At 72.0% G+C, this 16498-nt stretch carries 18 protein-coding genes; 6 read left to right on the forward strand and 12 right to left on the reverse strand.

Translation table 11 applies throughout. The annotated features are described in order from the left end of the window. Positions 1-14: 14 nt before the first annotated feature. Complete coding sequence (locus ACGFIM_RS00570; protein ID WP_393192305.1) at positions 15-899, forward strand: AraC family transcriptional regulator; 885 nt, start codon at positions 15-17, stop codon at positions 897-899. A 133-nt stretch (positions 900-1032) separates the two neighbouring features. On the opposite strand, the gene ACGFIM_RS00575 is transcribed toward ACGFIM_RS00570, so the two are convergent. Beyond that, a complete protein-coding gene (locus ACGFIM_RS00575; protein WP_393192308.1) occupies positions 1033-1485 on the reverse strand; it encodes a VOC family protein in 453 nt (150 codons plus the stop codon). Between the two features lie 143 nt (positions 1486-1628). Continuing rightward, positions 1629-1769 carry a hypothetical protein gene (locus tag ACGFIM_RS00580; protein ID WP_393192310.1) on the reverse strand — a complete coding sequence of 47 codons (141 nt, stop codon included), beginning with the start codon at positions 1767-1769 and terminating at the stop codon, positions 1629-1631. Between the two features lie 263 nt (positions 1770-2032). Here ACGFIM_RS00580 and ACGFIM_RS00585 point away from each other — a divergent pair, with 263 nt between their 5' ends. Beyond that, positions 2033-2227, forward strand: a complete 195-nt coding sequence (locus ACGFIM_RS00585) for a hypothetical protein (RefSeq protein WP_393192313.1) — start codon at positions 2033-2035, stop codon at positions 2225-2227. Between the two features lie 27 nt (positions 2228-2254). On the opposite strand, the gene ACGFIM_RS00590 is transcribed toward ACGFIM_RS00585, so the two are convergent. The 8 genes from ACGFIM_RS00590 to ACGFIM_RS00625 form a co-directional block, all read right to left on the reverse strand. Beyond that, positions 2255-3190, reverse strand: a complete 936-nt coding sequence (locus ACGFIM_RS00590; protein WP_393192316.1) for an NADP-dependent oxidoreductase — start codon at positions 3188-3190, stop codon at positions 2255-2257. An 8-nt stretch (positions 3191-3198) separates the two neighbouring features. Next, positions 3199-3810, reverse strand: coding sequence for a TetR/AcrR family transcriptional regulator (locus tag ACGFIM_RS00595; RefSeq protein WP_393192319.1), 612 nt, complete (start codon positions 3808-3810; stop codon positions 3199-3201). Positions 3811-4297: 487 nt separating this feature from the next. Then, positions 4298-4570, reverse strand: coding sequence for a GlsB/YeaQ/YmgE family stress response membrane protein (locus ACGFIM_RS00600; RefSeq protein WP_393192322.1), 273 nt, complete (start codon positions 4568-4570; stop codon positions 4298-4300). Positions 4571-4843: 273 nt separating this feature from the next. Then, positions 4844-5650 carry an LLM class flavin-dependent oxidoreductase gene (locus ACGFIM_RS00605; protein WP_393192325.1) on the reverse strand — a complete coding sequence of 269 codons (807 nt, stop codon included), beginning with the start codon at positions 5648-5650 and terminating at the stop codon, positions 4844-4846. A 42-nt stretch (positions 5651-5692) separates the two neighbouring features. Continuing rightward, complete coding sequence (locus ACGFIM_RS00610) at positions 5693-6229, reverse strand: hypothetical protein (protein WP_393192328.1); 537 nt, start codon at positions 6227-6229, stop codon at positions 5693-5695. 17 nt (positions 6230-6246) lie between these two features. After that, on the reverse strand, positions 6247-7338 hold the full coding sequence (locus tag ACGFIM_RS00615; protein WP_393192331.1) for an MAB_1171c family putative transporter: 1092 nt from the start codon (positions 7336-7338) through the stop codon (positions 6247-6249). 9 nt (positions 7339-7347) lie between these two features. Continuing rightward, positions 7348-7818, reverse strand: coding sequence for a hypothetical protein (locus ACGFIM_RS00620; RefSeq protein ID WP_393192334.1), 471 nt, complete (start codon positions 7816-7818; stop codon positions 7348-7350). Between the two features lie 56 nt (positions 7819-7874). Continuing rightward, the gene (locus ACGFIM_RS00625) at positions 7875-8309 is read right to left on the reverse strand and encodes a helix-turn-helix domain-containing protein (protein WP_393192337.1); all 435 of its coding nucleotides are present in this window, start codon (positions 8307-8309) and stop codon (positions 7875-7877) included. Between the two features lie 705 nt (positions 8310-9014). Between ACGFIM_RS00625 and ACGFIM_RS00630 the strand changes: the two genes are divergently transcribed. After that, entirely contained in the window at positions 9015-10340 is a 1326-nt protein-coding gene (locus tag ACGFIM_RS00630; protein ID WP_393192340.1) for an MFS transporter, read from the forward strand. 51 nt (positions 10341-10391) lie between these two features. Here the strand turns inward: ACGFIM_RS00630 and ACGFIM_RS00635 are convergent, their stop codons facing one another. Further along, positions 10392-10991, reverse strand: a complete 600-nt coding sequence (locus tag ACGFIM_RS00635) for a glycoside hydrolase family 6 protein (RefSeq protein ID WP_393192343.1) — start codon at positions 10989-10991, stop codon at positions 10392-10394. After that, positions 10942-11820, reverse strand: a complete 879-nt coding sequence (locus tag ACGFIM_RS00640) for a carbohydrate binding domain-containing protein (protein WP_393192346.1) — start codon at positions 11818-11820, stop codon at positions 10942-10944. Before ACGFIM_RS00640 ends, ACGFIM_RS00635 begins: the two co-directional genes overlap by 50 nt. A 302-nt stretch (positions 11821-12122) precedes the next feature. Here ACGFIM_RS00640 and ACGFIM_RS00645 point away from each other — a divergent pair, with 302 nt between their 5' ends. From ACGFIM_RS00645 to ACGFIM_RS00655, 3 genes are all read left to right on the forward strand, one after another. Then, complete coding sequence (locus ACGFIM_RS00645; protein ID WP_393192349.1) at positions 12123-12500, forward strand: hypothetical protein; 378 nt, start codon at positions 12123-12125, stop codon at positions 12498-12500. A 377-nt stretch (positions 12501-12877) separates the two neighbouring features. After that, positions 12878-14785, forward strand: a complete 1908-nt coding sequence (locus ACGFIM_RS00650) for a hypothetical protein (RefSeq protein WP_393192352.1) — start codon at positions 12878-12880, stop codon at positions 14783-14785. Continuing rightward, positions 14782-16272 carry a hypothetical protein gene (locus ACGFIM_RS00655; RefSeq protein WP_393192355.1) on the forward strand — a complete coding sequence of 497 codons (1491 nt, stop codon included), beginning with the start codon at positions 14782-14784 and terminating at the stop codon, positions 16270-16272. The genes ACGFIM_RS00650 and ACGFIM_RS00655 overlap by 4 nt, the downstream gene beginning before the upstream one ends. Positions 16273-16498: the final 226 nt, after the last annotated feature.

Below are 16498 nucleotides of genomic sequence, written 5' to 3' on the forward strand. Positions count from 1 at the left end.
GCAGGGCGAACGAGATGGACATCCTCAGCGACGTGATCTCCGCCGTACGGGTGGGCACGCCCGCCACCGAGCGGGTCGAGTGGCGGGCGCCCTGGCGGCGCACCTTCCCCGACCTGCCGGGCACGGCGGGCTTCCTGGTGGTGCTCCAGGGCACCTGCTGGCTGATCGACAAGGCCGCCGAGCCCACCCACCTGGCACCCGGCGACGTCGTCTTCTCCCCGCACGGCGACGGCTACACCCTGGCCGACAGCCCGTCCACGACCGCACCCGCCACCGGATCCACCACCGTCACCCTGTGCGGCGGCTACCGGCTCAGCCCCGAATGGACCCACCCGCTCCTGCGCGAGCTGCCGGGCGTCATCCACATCCCGGCCCGCCCAGGACACCACGCGGGCCTGCGCGCGGCCGTGGAGGTGCTCGGCGCGGAGACCGGCGGCCGCCGCCTCGGCGCCGCCGCGCTCCTGCCCGTGGCCCTCGACATGCTTCTGCTGTACGTCCTGCGCATCTGGTTCGAAGAGCACCCCGGCGGCGAGCCCGACACCGGCTGGGCCGCGGCCCTCGCCGCACCCGACGTCAGGGCGGCGCTCAACGCCATGCACGACGACCCCGCCCACCCTTGGACCGTCCAGGAACTGGCCGACCGGGCGAGAGTGTCCAGAGCCACCCTGTCCCGCCGCTTCGGCGCGCTCATCGGCCAGCCGCCGCTGACGTACCTGACCTGGTGGCGCATGACCACCGCCGCCCGGCTCCTCGTCCTCGACCCCGGCGCCTCCCTGGACTCCGTGGCCGCCCGCGTCGGCTACTCCTCGGAGTTCGCCTTCGCCAACGCCTTCAAGCGCCACTTCGGCCTCGCCCCGGGCGCCTACCGCCGCCGGGCCACGACTCCCGCCGGTGCGTGACCGGCATGGGAAGCCCGCCACCGGGCTCCCGGCGCGTCCGGCCGTGACCGGCGCGGCGGGACAGATCCCCATGCCGTCGTGCCTCCGTTCCGTGACCGGCCCCCGCCTTGGCCGGCGCTCGGCGACGCGCGCGTTACGCCCGCTCCTCGTCGATGACCGGCATCGGCGGCCCGCCCGGCTGCCACATCTCCAGGAACGACGCCTGCTGCCGCTGGTCGACCAGCTCCACGTCCGCCCCGACGGAGCCGAGGCGGTGGTAGGCGAACAGGCGTCCGTACGGGCAGCCGGAGAACGTCTCGGGAAAACCGGAGGCGGCCAGCCGCTCGGCGCCCGCCGTCACGTCGGACGTCCAGAACCCGAGGTGGTGGAAGCGCGGCGTGCTCGTGTCGCCCCACGGGCCTCCGGGCGCGGCCTCGATGAGCTCGATGAACGCGGGCCCTTCGGCGGAGAACACGATGCGGTAGTCCCACTCGCCGATGCGGCCGTCGCGCGGCTCGCGCCAGGTCACCCCGGCCGCGGCCGACAGATCCCGCATCGCCGCCGCCAGGTCGGGAACGGCGAAACACACGTGGTAGTAGGGGGCCATCGCGAATCCAACGCTCCTCGTGGGAAGACGACGAAGACGATCAGATCTACCCGCTCCGCCTCGCGCACGCAACGACCCGTTCCCCTTTGCGTGCGCGATCAGCGCGGGGCGCCCGAGTGCAGGATCTCTCGTGCGTCCACCGGTCACGGGGAGTCCAGGTCGGCCTCGGCGATGCCGAGCCCGGCCCCGATCAGGGGCAGCCCGACGGGCACGATGGTGCCGTCCACCACCATCAGCAGCTGCGCGGCGGCGATCACCGGCAGAGCGAGACGAACGTTCACCACGCGCCCCCTCCTCACGTGACCGCGGCGGCCACGGCTCCGGCGGGCCGCCGGTGCTCGGGGTAGTGCCAGGCGAACCCGAAGCGGCGCCGCGTGTAGCCGAAGGCGATCCCCGCCGCCGGATCGTCCACGTCCAGCGCTCCCTCCTGCGCCGGCAGCGCCACCGCCAGGGACGCGGCGCCCTCCGTGGAGGAGTGGACGGCGGTCGGCGCGCTTCGTGTCTGTCATGTGTCGGTCGCCGTGATGACGGACGGCTGAGCGCAGAGGTGACCGGATGCGCCGGGCGGCTCGCCGCGTTCCAGCGCATGGCCGCCGGCGCCACCTCGCGGCCCGCGCTGGTCAACGGGCTCGCCGGCCGGCCGGTGTCGGTGATGAGCTTCACCATTCCCGACGGGAGGATCGCCGAGATCGGCATCCTGTCCGACCCCGCCCGCCCGGCCGCCCGCGGCCTGGAACCGTGACCGGGCAGGCCGAGGACGGCGGAACGGTCAGGCGAACCGCAGGACGAAACGCCCGCGGACGCCGCGCTGCTCCAGCGAGCGGTGCGCGTCGGCGGCCTTGGCGGCGGGCAGCTCCCCGGCCACGCGCAGGGTGAGCCGGCCGTCACCGGCCAGCTCGGCGAGCCGGTCCAGCTTCTCCGCCTCCTCGGCGTACTTGTGGACGAAGATCGGGGCGACGCGCACCCGGTCGGTCCCGTCGCCCTGCCAGCCGCGTACGGAGACGAGCGTGCCGCCGTCCTTGACCGCCGGGAGCGCGGCGGCGTTCAGCACGGCGGCATCGAGCAGCCCGTCCACGCCGTGGGGGTAGTGGCGGCGGACCTCCGCGACGAACTCGTCCCCCCGCGGCACCACCACGCCGGCGCCGCACGAGCGGACGAACTCCTCGTCCCGCGGAGCGGCGTCGGCCACGACGACCAGCCCGGCCAGCTTGGCGAGCTGCACGAAGTACCCGCCGAGCGTCCCCGCGGCGCCCGTGACGGCCACCGTCGCACCGGCGGGCAGCGCCAGGGTGTCCAGTGCGAACTGCGCGGTGAGACCGTTCATCGGAACGGTGGCGGCCTCGGCGTCCGTCAGCCCGGCCGGGACCTTCGCCACCGACCGCGCCGATACGACCAGGTCGGAACGGTAACCGCCGTGCTCACCCGACGGCACCACGATGGCCATGACGGCGTCCCCGACCTGGAACGGGCGGCCGACGCCGGGCCCGATCTCGCTGATCGTGCCGGCGGCGTCCATGCCCGGCACCCGTACGCCGTCCGCATCGCCCTGCCGCGGCATCGACCTGACCATGGCGTCGGCCGGGTTCACCGCGGCACCGCTGACCCGGATCCGCACCTGGCCGGGACCGAGCGGCTCCGGCGCCAGGTCGAGCTCGACGAGCGCGTCCGGCCCGCCGGGTTCCGTCACTCCGATTGCGTGGACCACGATGCTCCTTATCGGTTGCTGTCGCCCGGCCGAGGTGCCTGCAGACCTTGGAGTATCAGGCTGCACACCTCGTCGAGCTGGGTCTCGATGCCCGGTTCCTGCCACTCGGCGGCATGGGCGAGGTGGTGGAACTTGGCCGTGGCGTGGAAGACCGCGCGAGCGATGACCTCCGCGTCACCGGCGCGGAAGCTCCCGTCGTCGACGCCGTCGGCGACGATGGCCGTCAGCTGCCGTAGCAGGTCGGCGACATGCCCGGTGGCGACGGTGCTGTGCCCGGCGGCGAGGTGGCCGTACGCGGCGAACAGCTCGGGATCATCACAGATCTTGGTCTGCTTCAGCGACAGGACCGCATGCAGCCATCTGCGCAGCCGCTGCGGAGGCGGGACCGTACGGTCGGCCGCGATGACCGCGAGCGTGTCGCGGTTGCGGTCGAGCCAGCGCCGCGTCACCGCCTCGCGCAGTGCCTGCTTCGACGGGAAATGCTTGTAGACGGCGGCATGGCTGACCCCGAGCGCCCGGGCGACGTCCACGACCGTCGCCTTGTCCGGCCCGTGGCGGCGCAGGATCTCCTCGGTGGCCGCCAGGATCGCCTCCGCGTCCAGCGGAGTGCGGGCGGCCATCACTGCTTCGGCTCCACGCCGCAAGGCTAGCCGCCGCGGTTACAGATATCAAATCTTGTAATTTGATACTCCGAGGGGCGCCACCGCCCCCGTCTTGGGCACGAGCCCACGATTCCGGACGCGCGTTCAACCGCGCCCGCCCCGCACGCGAAGAGCCGGCGTTCACCCGCGCCGACCTGATCTCCTGCCGCCCCGCCGCATCCTTCGGCCTCGTCTTCTGCGCCGAGACGCTCTACTGCCTGGGCCGCGGCGACCGCCTGCGGCTCGCCTCCGCCCGGCGAGCGGGCCGGCGTCCACGCGCCGGAGCCCGCCGGACGACGATCGCGACGCGCCACGCAGGGCTGACGCGTCAACGTGCGGCGTTCGCCGCACGGCCGCCGTCCACATCGTGTGGCGCCGGCCGAGCGGCGGCGAGCCCACGCCGTGTGACGCCGGCCGCACGGCGGTCGTCAGGACGCCGTGTGACGCAGGCCGCGCGGCGCGGCCGCTACGAGGTGCGGCGTTTGCCGTACAGCGCGGCGGCGGCCGTCACGCCCACCGCCGCCACCACGACCTGGATGATCAGCTCGATCCAGTCGATGCCCCGGGTGTCGGCGACGCCCAGCGCGGCGGCGATGGCCGTCCCGATGAGGGCGGCGACGATGCCGATCACGATGGTGAGCCAGAACGGGATGTTCTGGCGTCCGGGGACGACCAGGCGCCCGAGAACGCCGATGATCACCCCGATGATGAGCGCGGAGATGATACCGGTGACTTCCATGCTGCGCCGCCTTTCTGATGATCGCTTGAAGGAGGTACGGCAGGTCGCAGAGACACGTCGGCAATTCGTTGCTTCCCGAATGCACAAATGCGCAAACGACAAGGTCCTGTAACGACGGGGTGAGCCACCGCTGATCCGGGAGAGGTCCCCGCAGGCCGTGGCCGCGACGCCGGGGCGACCGCCGATCACGCGTTCCACCGCTCACGATAGCCCGTGCCACGCCGGGCACCGCGCGGCACGCCACGGCCCGGAGGCATCCGCATCGCAGGGAGATCACCCGGGCGGGCCCGCCCTGACCCGCCGCACCAGGTGCTCCAGCGAACCCCGGTAACCGTGAAGGTGCTCAAGCCACCACGTAGCGCCCGCACCGGCGTAGTCCTGGACCGGCGAGCCGGGCTCGCTCACCCCGATCACCACCACGTCGAAGTCGCCCCAGGACGTCCGGTGCCGCCGCACCTCAGCGACCTGAGCGGCCAGGGCCTCGGGGGAGAGCGTCATGCGGCCGTCCTGGTCGTCGCCCGCGACGATCCAGCCGTCCCAGCGGGCGGCGCGCCGCAGCGCGCCCGCAGCCGTGCCGCCGACCCACACCGGAACCCGGGGCCGCTGCACGGGCGGCGGCGCGAGCCGCACCCCGTCGACGGTGTAGTGAGCGCCCCGGTGGCGCACCTGCTCGCCGGACCAGAGCGCGGCCAGCACCTCGAGGGCCTCGTCGAGCACGGCCCCGGCGGGACGCGCCGATCCGAAGGCGGTGAACTCCCGCTCCACGCCGCCCAGCCCCGCGCCCAGGATCGCGCGACCGCCGCTCAGCCGGTCGAGCGTCGCCACCGCCTGCGCCAGCCGCTCCGGGCGGTGCCCGGTCACCGGCGTCACCGCCGTGCCCAGCCGGACGCGCGACGTCGCCTGCGCCGCCGCGCCCAGCGCCACCCACGGGTCCACCGACGGCACGCCCCAGGCGAAGCCGAGATGGTCCCACACCAGCACGGCCTCCCACCCGGCCGCCTCGGCCTCCCGGGCGAGGGCCACCAGGTGCGCGGGCTCGGCGAGGTCACCGATGATCGCGACGTCGATCCCGTACCGCATGCCTCCCACTCAAGCACCCGGCACCGACAGTCCACCGGCGGCTCACAGCATCACGGCCAGGGTGACCGCCGTGGCGCACGCTCCCGCGGCGGCGCCCGCGACCGCCTGGGCGGGCGTGTGGTCGCGCAGCGCCGTACGCGCCCACCCGATCAGCCCCACCACGACGGCCCCGGCGGCGAGCACGACGCCGGGCCACGGCAGCACCCAGGCGAGCATCACCACCGACCCGGCCGCCACCGCCGTGTGGAAGGAGATCTTCCAGGCCAGCGTGACCGGCCCGACCACGGCCAGGGTGGCGAGCATGATGACCACGCACGCCACCATCACCACGGGAGCCCCGAGCGCGACCAGCAGGGCGAGCGCCACGACGACGAGGGCGACGATGACCGCGATCAGCTTCGGCCGCTGGGACCGCTCGCCGATGTGCCAGTCCCCGAACCACCCCTTGCGCACGCCGCCGAAGATGACGATCGCGGGCACGCCGCCGCACAGCCCGGAGGCGAGCGCGCCCCAGCCGAGCCCGGGCCACCCCGACGTGACCGCGCCCACCGCCAGCGGCAGGCCCATCACGAACCACATCGGGGCGAACACATCGGTCAGGCGCCGAGCGAGACGGGCCTGCGGCCGCTGCCGAGCCGCTTGAACGCCTTCGCGACCTGTCGCAACCACTGTGTCTCTCTTTCCATGTCACCGGCGAAATCAGGGCCGGGGATGCGGCCGGACGGCACCCCCGGCTCGTGTCCTGCGCGGGCCGCGTCCAGGGCGTCGGCGACCCACCGCGCCACCCGGGCGGGGTCGTCGCTCGCCGGCGGCTCGGCCACCGTCGTGAGGTTGAGCATCCCGTCGCGGATCTCCAGCACCCGCCGCACCACCCGGGCGCGCATGTCCACCTTCATCGGCAGCGACAGGTCGGGGTACTGCGCCGTCAGCGCGTCCCACAGCGGGCGCAGCTCGCGCAGCGCGGCCAGGTCGCGCAGCCTGGCCACGCCGAGCCGCCAGGCCGGGATCGACGTGCCGGCCGTGATGCCGACGATGCACGCCAGCAGCGTCACCCGCCCCAGCGCGGAGATCTCCCGCAAGGTGGTGTCCGGGTCGAGGAGGGTGGCGAGGTTGACGGTCATGACGTGCGCCCGGTTGATCACCCCGGCGGCCATGCCGATCGTGGACAGGATCAGGCCGGCCCGCAGCAGCGGCGGCGCCACCCGCGCGTACCCGGCGAACATCCAGCCCGCCGACGCCAGGCACGTCATCAGCCACGCGTCGAACATCGCCAGGTAGACGCGGCCCTCGACGGCCGTGGCGCCGGGGGAGTGCGCGCCGTCCACCCAGTAGATGCGGCCCCCGCGCACCACGAACATGGTGACCAGGACGCCCATCGTGACAAGGGCGGCCGGCCAGATCCAGCGGGCCCGCGACGGCCGCCCCCGCCGGGTGATCGCCTCGACGTACGCCAGCAGGCTCGTCGCCGACGCCAGGCCGGTCAGGTGCCGCAGCAGCGTCGCCAGCTCCGTGCCGGTGGCGGCGTCCATCCACGTCACCACCGCGGGTGCGGTGAACACCCGCGACAGAGCCAGGCCGGTGAACGCGGCCCACAGCATCCGCTGCTCGTGCGAGCGCATCGCCGGGCGGATGCGGGAGATGGACGCGCCCCACAGCAGGATCATGGCTGACCACTCGGCCAGGCCCACGCATGCCTCCTACGTCTCATATCCGAAGGTCCTGGACAGGCGGCGCAGGCCCTCATCGCCCCTCTCGGGCGGGGTGTACGCGCGCGTCAGGATGAGGGTGGCGAGCTCTTCGGCGTCGCGCTCCCACTGGGTCTCGTACCGTCCGCGCCCGTTCACCCCGATGACGGGGCCGATCATGCGGCGCAGCAGCTCCTCGACGTCGCCCCCGATGCGGCCGTGCGTCAGCAGCATGTGGCTGATCTCGTGCAGCACGATGTTGACCCGCAGCAGCCCGGACGCGCCCGGCGCCACGAAGATGTGGTCGGCCCTGCGCGTGCCGAACCACAGCCCGGTCACCGCGCCCGCGGCCTCCGCGGGCAGGTCGTGCATGTGGAGCGGACGCCGCCGCTCGGCGCGGATGCGGTCGAGGAACGCATCCAGCGTGAACGGGTGCGGGATGGGCGCCGCCTCCAGGGCAGCCAGCAGCGAGGGAGACGGCATTCGTAACCTTTCCGCCGAAGCCCGGACAGATTATCGGCTATCCGCTCATGCCATGGTCACTGCGAGCGCGTCGGTTGATCATCATCGGGGGTCGGTGCCGGATCGTCCAGACCTTCGGCGCGGCGCATCGCCTCGATCATCGTGAGCAGCGCGCTGCGCGAGATCTCCGACAGGCCGGCCGTGCGCTCGGCGATGTACTCCACGCCGAGCTGCTCGGCGCCCTGCCGGATCCGCGCCTCAAGCCGCTGGTCCTCGGCGCTGAGCGGCGGCGGTTCGTCGTCGCCGTTGAGCCAGCCGTACGAGACGCCGAGGAGCTGCGCCAGGGCGGCCAGCCGGTCCCGGCCGACGTTCGTCTGCTTGCCCTTCGCGATGCGGCTGATGTAGGCGTGCGACATCTCAACGCCCTGCTCGCGCAGCCGCTTCGACGCCTCTCGGGCGGAGTAACCCTTGGCGGCCAGGGCTTGGGTCAACCGCTCGGCCAGAGTAGCCACGTTCAGTCCGCTCCTTCACGCCGGTCGCCCCTGTTGGGCGTGATCTGCACACCGGCAGTGGAACCACAGAGTACACAAATTGTCCAGATGTGACCCGATAGTTGACAATCACTCGCGGTCCGGGAAGGATCAAGCGCCCAGGTGTGAACTGGCGGTACACACCCCCGATCCCCGTTGCCGACGTCCGACCGACTCGGAGAGCCCCCGTGACCTTGCCGGACACAGACGGCCGCCCTCTCGTCCCGTGGCTCTCCCCGGACCCCGTCCGCTCCCCGCGCGTGCCCGCGGACGATCACGCGGCCGCGCGCCGCCAGGCGGCTTGCCCCCGCCCGGGACAGGGCCAGTGCGGTGGCCCGATCTCCCTCGCCGAAGGGCGGGGGCAAGTCTTCTCCCATGATCGTCGCTCCAGCCCGGCCATGGTCGGGCCGGGTGGCCGTTGCGGGCCGGACTGGTAAGGTGCCGGGCATGTCAGGCGCTTCATGCTCGGCCGCGTGCGCGGCGGTGACCAGGACGCTCCGCTAGCGGCGGGACGTTCGCGGCACACACCATCCTCTTGCCCGAGGAACGTCCGGTCGCTTCGTGACCAGTCCGGAGCGGCACCTTCGTGCTGCTCAGACGCCCCCATGAGCACCGGAGCGCTTGATGCCTTCCTCCCACGGGCAACGCCCGATCTCTCCCACGCGCGCATGGCTGGTGCTGTGTGCGATGTCGATGCTGCAGTTCCTTCTCGCGGTCGACGTGACCGTGGTCAACATCGCCCTGCCCTCGATCGGCAGGGATCTCGGTGCCGCAGGGCGCTCCCTGACCTGGGTCGTGGTCGGCTACACCATCGCCGGTGGCGGGCTGCTGATGCTCGGCGGCCGGCTGGCCGACCTGCTGGGCCGCCGCCGCATGCTGCTGGCCGGCGCCTTCCTCTTCGGCGCGGCGTCGCTGCTGGCCGGGCTGGCGCCCACGTTCGAAGTCCTCGTACTGGCGCGTCTCCTGCAGGGCGCCGGTGAGGCCACCGCGCTGCCGGCCGCGATGGCCACCGTCGTGGTGCTGTTCCCCGAAGGACCGCGCAGGTCACGGGCGCTGGGTGTGTGGACCGCGGTCGCCAGCGGCGGGCTCGTCCTCGGGTACGTCCTGTCCGGCGTCATCACCGCGCGGCTGGGCTGGCGGTGGACGTTCCTGCTCCCCGTGCCGGTCATCCTGGGCGTCATCGCGGCCGCCCTGCTCCTCATCGAAGCCGACCGGTCCGTGGCGCGCCCATCCGGTCCGCTGGACGTACCGGGGACGTTGCTGATCACCGCGTGCCCGCTGCTGTTCGCGTACGGGGTGGTCGAAGCCGGCGAACCCGGCATGAACCCCTGGCTGAGCGCGGCCGTGCTGGCCGGGGCGGCACTGGCGGGCGGCGCGTTCCTGCGCGTCGAAGCCCGCTGCGCGCATCCGCTGGTGCCGCGGGGCTTCTTCGCCCACCGCGCCCGCATCGCCGCCAACGTCACCACCATGCTGCTCAGCGGGGCGCTGTCCACGTCGTTCCTGCTGTTCACGTTCTACCTGCAGGACGTCCTCAGGATCGGCCCGCTGGCGGCCGGGCTCATGATGCTGCCCATGGGGGTCGCCACGATCGCCGCCTCCCTGCTCGTTCCGCGCGTGCTCGGCCGCTGGGGAGCGCGGGCGTGCGTGCTGGCGGGACTCGGGCTCACCACGGGCGCGATGGCCACCATCGCGCTCGTCGCCGTGCTCGAAGCCGGAGCGGCGTGGCTGATCCCGGCGATGGTGCTGGTCGCCGCCGGGATGTGCTTCGGGCTGATCGGCCTGCAGTACCTCGCGGTCAGCGGCACCACCGGCGAGGACGCCGGGATCGCCTCGGGGATGCAGCGGGCGGTCGATCAGCTCGGCGGCGCCTGCGGCGTCACCGTCTACGTGGGGATCGGATTCGCGCCCGGCCTGCACACGGCGAATCCCTTCGTTCTGGCCGCCGTGCTCGCGGCCGCGGGGCTCCTCATCGGCGCCCTCGTTGCGCACCGGCGGCCCGCACGACGCCGCTGAAGACCGGTGCGGCGGCGGGACGACGTCCACGCCGCCGCACCGCCAGGCGGGTCAGACGCCGTCGATGAGGCGGACGGCGATGTCGGGGCTGAACTGCCCGGCCGGGGTGGTCGGGGCGATGCCGCACTCGCCGTCGGAGTCGCCGGGGACCTTCACCCACAGCAGCAGCTCCGTGCCGCTGGGGCCGCCGACCTGGGCGGGCGTGCCGAGGCGGCGACCGGCGGGGTTGCACCACTCGCCGTTGGAGCCGTTGCCGTTACGGCTGGTGTCGATCACCCACGTCGCGGTGCCGCCCAGCGCGGCGTTCACGGCGGACGCGTACGCGGCCGACTCGGACGTCGTGTAGTAGTTCGAGACGTTCACCGCGAAACCCCGCACGTTGGTCACACCCACCTCGAGCAGCCTCTCGGCCATCACCCCCGGCCGGTCACCGAACCAGCCGGCGTTCGCCGCGTCGAGGTAGGCCCACGTGCCGGGCGCCTTGTCGCGGAACTGCTCGGTGGCGTACCTCAGCATGCCGACGCGGTCCCGCTTCTGGTCGTCGTCCATGCACTCGAAGTCGCCCAGCGAATCGGGCTCGATGATGACGACGGCGGGACGGTCACCGATCGCGGACGCGAAGGCGGAGATCCACGCCTTGTACGCGTCCACGCTGCCGGCGCCGCCCCCCCGAGTGGCCGCCACAGGCGTCGCGGCCGGGGATGTTGTACGCCACCAGCACCGGCAGCTTGCCGGCCGCGGCGGCGTCGGAGACGTAGGCGGACACGGCGGCGCTGATGTCGGGGTTCCAGTTGCCGAACCAGCGGGCCATCGGCTTGGACGCGATGGCCGCCTCGATGCGGCCGGCCCGGTAGTCGCCCGGGTTGTCGTTCACCCAGGTGGCCGGGTTGGACGCGGGATCCACGTAGAAGCCGTCGGTCAGCTCGATCGGGCTCGACGAGGACCCGCCGGCCTCGGTCAGCGAGACGTTGTCGAGGTAGAACGTGTGGGCGGCCCCGCCGCCGAGCTGGAAGGTGACCTGACCGGCCGAGGTGGTCAGGGCCGAGGTGAAGGGGAAGCTGAAGTGCTCGCTGGTGGGGGAGAGCGTGATCGGCTGCGTCAGGGTGTTGGTGTAGGGGGCGTCGCCGAGCTGCACGGTGGTGACCGCGGAGACGTTCGTGCTGGCGGAGGCGTCGAACGAGAGCGTGTACGTCTTGCCCTGCGCCAGCGGGATGTCGTTCTGGGCCACCATCGCGTCCCACGGGTCGGCGGTGCCGCCGGTCACGTCGACCCGCAGCCGCCCGCCGTCGGTGGTCATCGTGGTGCTGGCCGAGCTCCACCAGGGGGCCGTGCCGTCGGTGAACGTGCCGTTGACGATCAGCTCGGTTGCGGCGGCCGGCTTGGGGGCGGCGTGCTCGGCGGCGGCCGTGGCGGTGGCCGCGGTCGCCGGTAACGCCGTCAGGGACGTGGCAAGCGCGATCGCGAGGGTGAACAGTCGCACGTAGTGCTTCCCTTCTGGGATGTTCCTGATCTCGCGTCGTGAATATCACAAAGATCACTAAAAGTCGTGACATCTCGGGAAAAGTCACCCGAAGTCGATCGCCGCCACGGCGAATACGCCTCTGGCCTGCAAGGGCGTACGACATAAGGACAAAAAGTGCATCAGCGCACGGTGTGGAGTGCTATTCACCGGCATGGGCCCGACATCGCAGCCGTATCACTTCACATCACCACCGGCCGCGACCTCGTCTCGGACCGGAATCGCGGTGACCTTCCCGATGTCACGGCTCAGGTCTGCTGGGAATGCCGGCGTGGAGGCTGGGCAGGTCCGACGTGCCGTGGTCGGTCACCGAGTACGCGCAGCAGCGTGGCAGGGAGGCGGCCGACCGGTACTGGGCCGATCCTGGACGGCTCCCGAGCACGGTCGTCTACGCCGTGCGGCGGCTCTTCCTGGAAGGCCCCGGCATCACCGGGACCGTGCTCGCGGACCCGAACGCGATGTACCGCCACCGCTGCACCGGCCTGCGCCTGCTGATCCACTCCAACCAGCGCTACTTCCTGCTGCCCGCCTGCTTCGCGACGAGCCCGTGGGCGCGGGCGATCGCGCTTCCCGCGGACGCTTCGCTGCGGCTGGAGCTCCACATGCTCAAGATCCCGCCGGAGTGCCCGCCCGGCCAGTGAGCGCACCGGGCGCACGGCGGTGTCGCCGCCTCTGCACACCGGCGGCCCGCGCCGCCGGACCGGTGGTCATTCACGGCGAGCAAATGCACCGGCAATTGTCAGTATCTCATCAGCGACATCACCAGACTTGACAAGCCGTTTCCTCTGACGCGGTAGAAGATCACGTGAATGCGGCGGCCGGGATGGGCGCGGCGCATAGCAGCAGTTCGCGCAGCCGAAGTCACGGCCAGGGCGGCCTTCTCGAACTGACATGCGGCATTACTCGCCAGGCATAGCTGCAATTTGCGAAAGGTCGAGAAATATCACGCTGAGTGCCGCGAAATGGGCGAGTTCCGGCGTAGCATGCTCACCACGGAATGGCGCTGCGGGAGTCGATCATGCGGTTGAAAGGCCGGCGAGGTGCGGTGACCCTGGTGCACGCGCTGTCCAAGCGCGATACCACCCAAGGGCCCGGCAGACCGGTCCTGCTGCTGACCGGCCCTCGAGGAAGCGGCAAGACGGACCTGCTCAACGGGATCGGGGAGTATCTCGACGGCCGCCTGCCGTACGCGAAGGTCGACGTGGAGAAGCTGGCCAAGGACACCGTCTGCGACGTGCTCAACATGATCAGCATCGACTTCAACCGGCACGGCGCACCGTACGGCCGCATGGCGTTCCCCAGGCTGGTGCTCGGCCAGATCGCCATGGCCCACGAGCGGCTGAACGACGTGCACGAGGTCGCCAAGCAGGAGCTCCAGGCAGGCATCGCCAAGTTCACGAAGGTCGAGGAGCGGCGCAAGTTCATGGAGGAGGCGACGGCCGCGATCGCCGCTCTGGCAGGCATGACCATCCCAAAGGAGGTGATCACCGCCGTTGTCGGCGGAATGCGGGCGGCCCTGCAAAGCTGGAAGGGACCGGACGCACTGCTCCTCAGCCCAGCGTCGGCCTGGTACGGCCACCAGGACCGTGGGCTGGGCCGCCGCCCACTCGATACGCTCGTCGAGCTGAACGCCTGGGCCCACGACAGGGACATCGCGGGCAACGGCGCCAAGGCCGACGAGCTCATGCTCGCGGCCTTCCTCGCCGACCTGCGCGCGGCGTTCCGGCGCAGGCGACGGCTGCGCCGGGCCGGTTACCGCTGCGTCATCCTGCTGGACAACGCCGACGCCGACGCCGGACGCAGGTTCCTGGACGCCCTGATGGCCGCGGGCGCGGACCAGGACACCATCGTAGTGGTCGCCACCAGCCGCGGCCCGCTGACCAGGGACGTGATCGGACCCCACCGGGCCCTGCCGACGACCGAGACCGCCGACCCCGGCAAGCCGCCGCCGCAGGCCGGCCGCTGGTTCCCGGTACGCCTCGCCGACCTCTCCCTCGACCACGTCCACGACCTCGTCCGCGACCTGAACCTGCAGGAGTGCAACACCAGGCACGTCGAGATGGCCGTCCACGGCTTCACCCACGGCAACGCCGGAGCCACCTCCTTACTCCTCAAGGCCATCAAGAAGCATCCGGCCGACCCCGTCGACCTCCGGCGCGTCCTGGAGACGGGAAGGCAGGAGGCGAGCGGGCCCCGCACCTACGGGGAGCAGTTGTCCGCTGAACTTCTGGGCGACCTCCCCGACGCCGAAGCGGACCTCCTGGCCACCTGCGCCGCGGCGCGCGACATGGCCGAAGCGGTGCGGATGGCGGGCAAGGGCGCGCTGGCGGGCGTATCCGTCAAACAGATCACCGACGCCGAGGTCTGGCTGCCGGGGACGTCCGGCAGCCCTGCCATGCATCCCGTCGTGCGGCGGCTGCTGCTCGAGCGCCTCGCCGCACGGGACCCCGACGCCGACGACGGCTGGGCGGCCGTGCACACCTGGCTGCGCGGTCACGCCGCGGCCAACGGCGACACCGTCGGCGAGCTCCGCCACGCGCTCGCTCTCGGCGAGGTCGAGTACGTCACCAAGCAGATGATCAAAAGGTTCCAGCAACCCGGCGTCGCGACGAAGACCTGGCTGGACGAGCTGACGTCGGTGGTGTCGGCGCCCTGCCGCGAACGGATCGAGGGGCCGCCGCTCGACCACGTCAACAGGCTGAAACGGTGGGCGGGCTTCGAACCGACCATCACCCACAACGTGGCGACGCTGGTGGCGGGCCTGTGGGTGGCCAACGAGCCGCTGATCGACAGCCGGCGCGCTCCGCTGTATCGGCAGATTCACGACGCGTTCTCCGAGCTGTCCGGTAAGTGCAGTAACGACTCGGAGCCGCTGACCGCCGAGGCCGCGCGGTACGGAGCCCTGGCCACGAGGTGGGGTCGATGACACAGACGCTGTTGCCGCTGGAGGAGAACCCGTGGCCCAGGCCGCCCCGCCGCGGGCGGAGCCGGATCGTCGCAGGGGTGTGCGTGGGAGTGCTGGTGCTGGTCGTCGGCGGACTCCGGGTCGTCGATCACCTCTCGCACTGCGCGCCGGGCGTGGCACGCGTCACGGTCGCCGCAACCGGACGCGAGGAATGCGTAGGGATCAGCGACTCCTACCCGTTCGAGCCCCGCTTCCAGCAGGTCGTGAACGTCCTCAGCAAGGAGAACGAGTTCGCGACGGCGGGCGGGGAGGGCACGTACGTCACGGTGGCGTTCGCCGGGGGACTGACCGACCCGGACGGGCGGGTGGTCGCCGAGCTGGAGGGAGCCGTCGCCGCGCTGCGCAGAGCCAACCGCGAGAACCTGGTCGGCAGCAAACCCCTGATCAAAATGGTGCTGGCCAACATGGACAGCGAACAGACCCACTGGAAGGAGGTCGCCGACGACCTGCTCGAGATGGTGGACGGCCCCGATCACCTGAGGGCCGTGGTCGGGCTCGGCCTGAGCAGCGACGCGGCGGTCAACGGCATGAAACGGCTGAGCGAGGCCGAGCTGCCCATGATCGCCGACGTCATGACCGCCGACGACATCACCAAGAAGGAGGCCAACGGCTTCGCACGGGTCAACCCGACCGTCGGCGAGGAACTGGCGGCGGTGGCGCAGTACGTACGGACCACCGAGCTGCGCAGCGCCATGATGGTGACCTACAACGAGGAGAACGACCGCTACACCAAGGCGCTGTCCGGCGCCTTCAAAACCCACTTCGCCGACTACTGGCAGCGCAGCGGCTCGGCCAGCAGGCCGTTCGGCAGGAACCCCGGCATCGAGTTCGACATCATCCTCGCCAGCCTGTGCAGCCCCCAAGCACCGGACACCGTTCTGTACGGCGGCCGCGGCAAGGACCTGCCGGCGTTCATCCAGTACCTCAGCCAGCGCAGTTGCCACCCCAAGCGGGTCACCATCGTGACCGGCTCCGACGCGGTCCGCCTGCTCACCGACAGCCCCGAGAACAAGCCGGCCGTCGACGCCCTCTACGCCGAAGAGCGGCCGATCACCCTCATCTACGCCCCGCTGGCCGAGCCCGCCATCCTGCGCGGCGGCGGGTCCCAGCCCCCGGTGGCGCAGTACGGCGTACTGGAGCAGACCTTCGAGGAGCTGGGCTTCAACACCCGGCACCTGGGAACCGGGTGGGCGATCATGGCTCATGACGCCGTGCTGACCGCCGCCCGTGCGATCCGGGTCGCGGCGCTCGAGACCCCGATCCCGCCGCCTGACAAGATCCGCACGCACCTCTACCTGCTGTCCTCCGAGGCGAACGGCGTGCAGGGCGCCTCCGGGTTCATCGAGATCGACCCGGAGACCGGCAACCGCCGCACCGAACGCCTGCCCGTCCTGCGCCTCCTGCCCCGCGGTGAGCCCGAGATCCTCGGCGTGTACCCCGTGCGCTGACACCGCCTCCCTTCACTCCGCGCCACCGCCGCCGGCCCGGCGAACCTCCACCCGGGTCGGGGACTCTTTCGCGTGGGCGCTGTGAAGATGCGCGTATGGCGACGACGTGTCGTGAAGGATCAGACGGAGGTGTGCGGGCTCGGCGTGGCAGCCGAGGAGGTGACCGGCGGAGCGGGAACCCCGCTCGCAGGCCGGTAGGGGGCGGCATGGCCGTCCGAGTGCTGGA

Origin of the sequence: Nonomuraea sp. NPDC049309 (genome assembly GCF_043196965.1) — a bacterium.
In the GTDB taxonomy this organism is placed as follows: Bacteria; Actinomycetota; Actinomycetes; order Streptosporangiales; family Streptosporangiaceae; genus Nonomuraea; species Nonomuraea fastidiosa.

Coding starts and splice junctions, on each gene's coding strand:
- ACGFIM_RS00570 (WP_393192305.1), top strand. CDS start 15: ATGGACATCCTCAGCGACGTGATCTCCGCCGTACGGGTGGGCACGCCC.
- ACGFIM_RS00575 (WP_393192308.1), bottom strand. CDS start 1,485: ATGGCCCCCTACTACCACGTGTGTTTCGCCGTTCCCGACCTGGCGGCG.
- ACGFIM_RS00595 (WP_393192319.1), bottom strand. CDS start 3,810: ATGGCCGCCCGCACTCCGCTGGACGCGGAGGCGATCCTGGCGGCCACC.
- ACGFIM_RS00600 (WP_393192322.1), bottom strand. CDS start 4,570: ATGGAAGTCACCGGTATCATCTCCGCGCTCATCATCGGGGTGATCATC.
- ACGFIM_RS00605 (WP_393192325.1), bottom strand. CDS start 5,650: ATGCGGTACGGGATCGACGTCGCGATCATCGGTGACCTCGCCGAGCCC.
- ACGFIM_RS00610 (WP_393192328.1), bottom strand. CDS start 6,229: ATGTGGTTCGTGATGGGCCTGCCGCTGGCGGTGGGCGCGGTCACGTCG.
- ACGFIM_RS00620 (WP_393192334.1), bottom strand. CDS start 7,818: ATGCCGTCTCCCTCGCTGCTGGCTGCCCTGGAGGCGGCGCCCATCCCG.
- ACGFIM_RS00630 (WP_393192340.1), top strand. CDS start 9,015: ATGTCGATGCTGCAGTTCCTTCTCGCGGTCGACGTGACCGTGGTCAAC.
- ACGFIM_RS00645 (WP_393192349.1), top strand. CDS start 12,123: ATGCCGGCGTGGAGGCTGGGCAGGTCCGACGTGCCGTGGTCGGTCACC.
- ACGFIM_RS00650 (WP_393192352.1), top strand. CDS start 12,878: ATGCGGTTGAAAGGCCGGCGAGGTGCGGTGACCCTGGTGCACGCGCTG.
- ACGFIM_RS00655 (WP_393192355.1), top strand. CDS start 14,782: ATGACACAGACGCTGTTGCCGCTGGAGGAGAACCCGTGGCCCAGGCCG.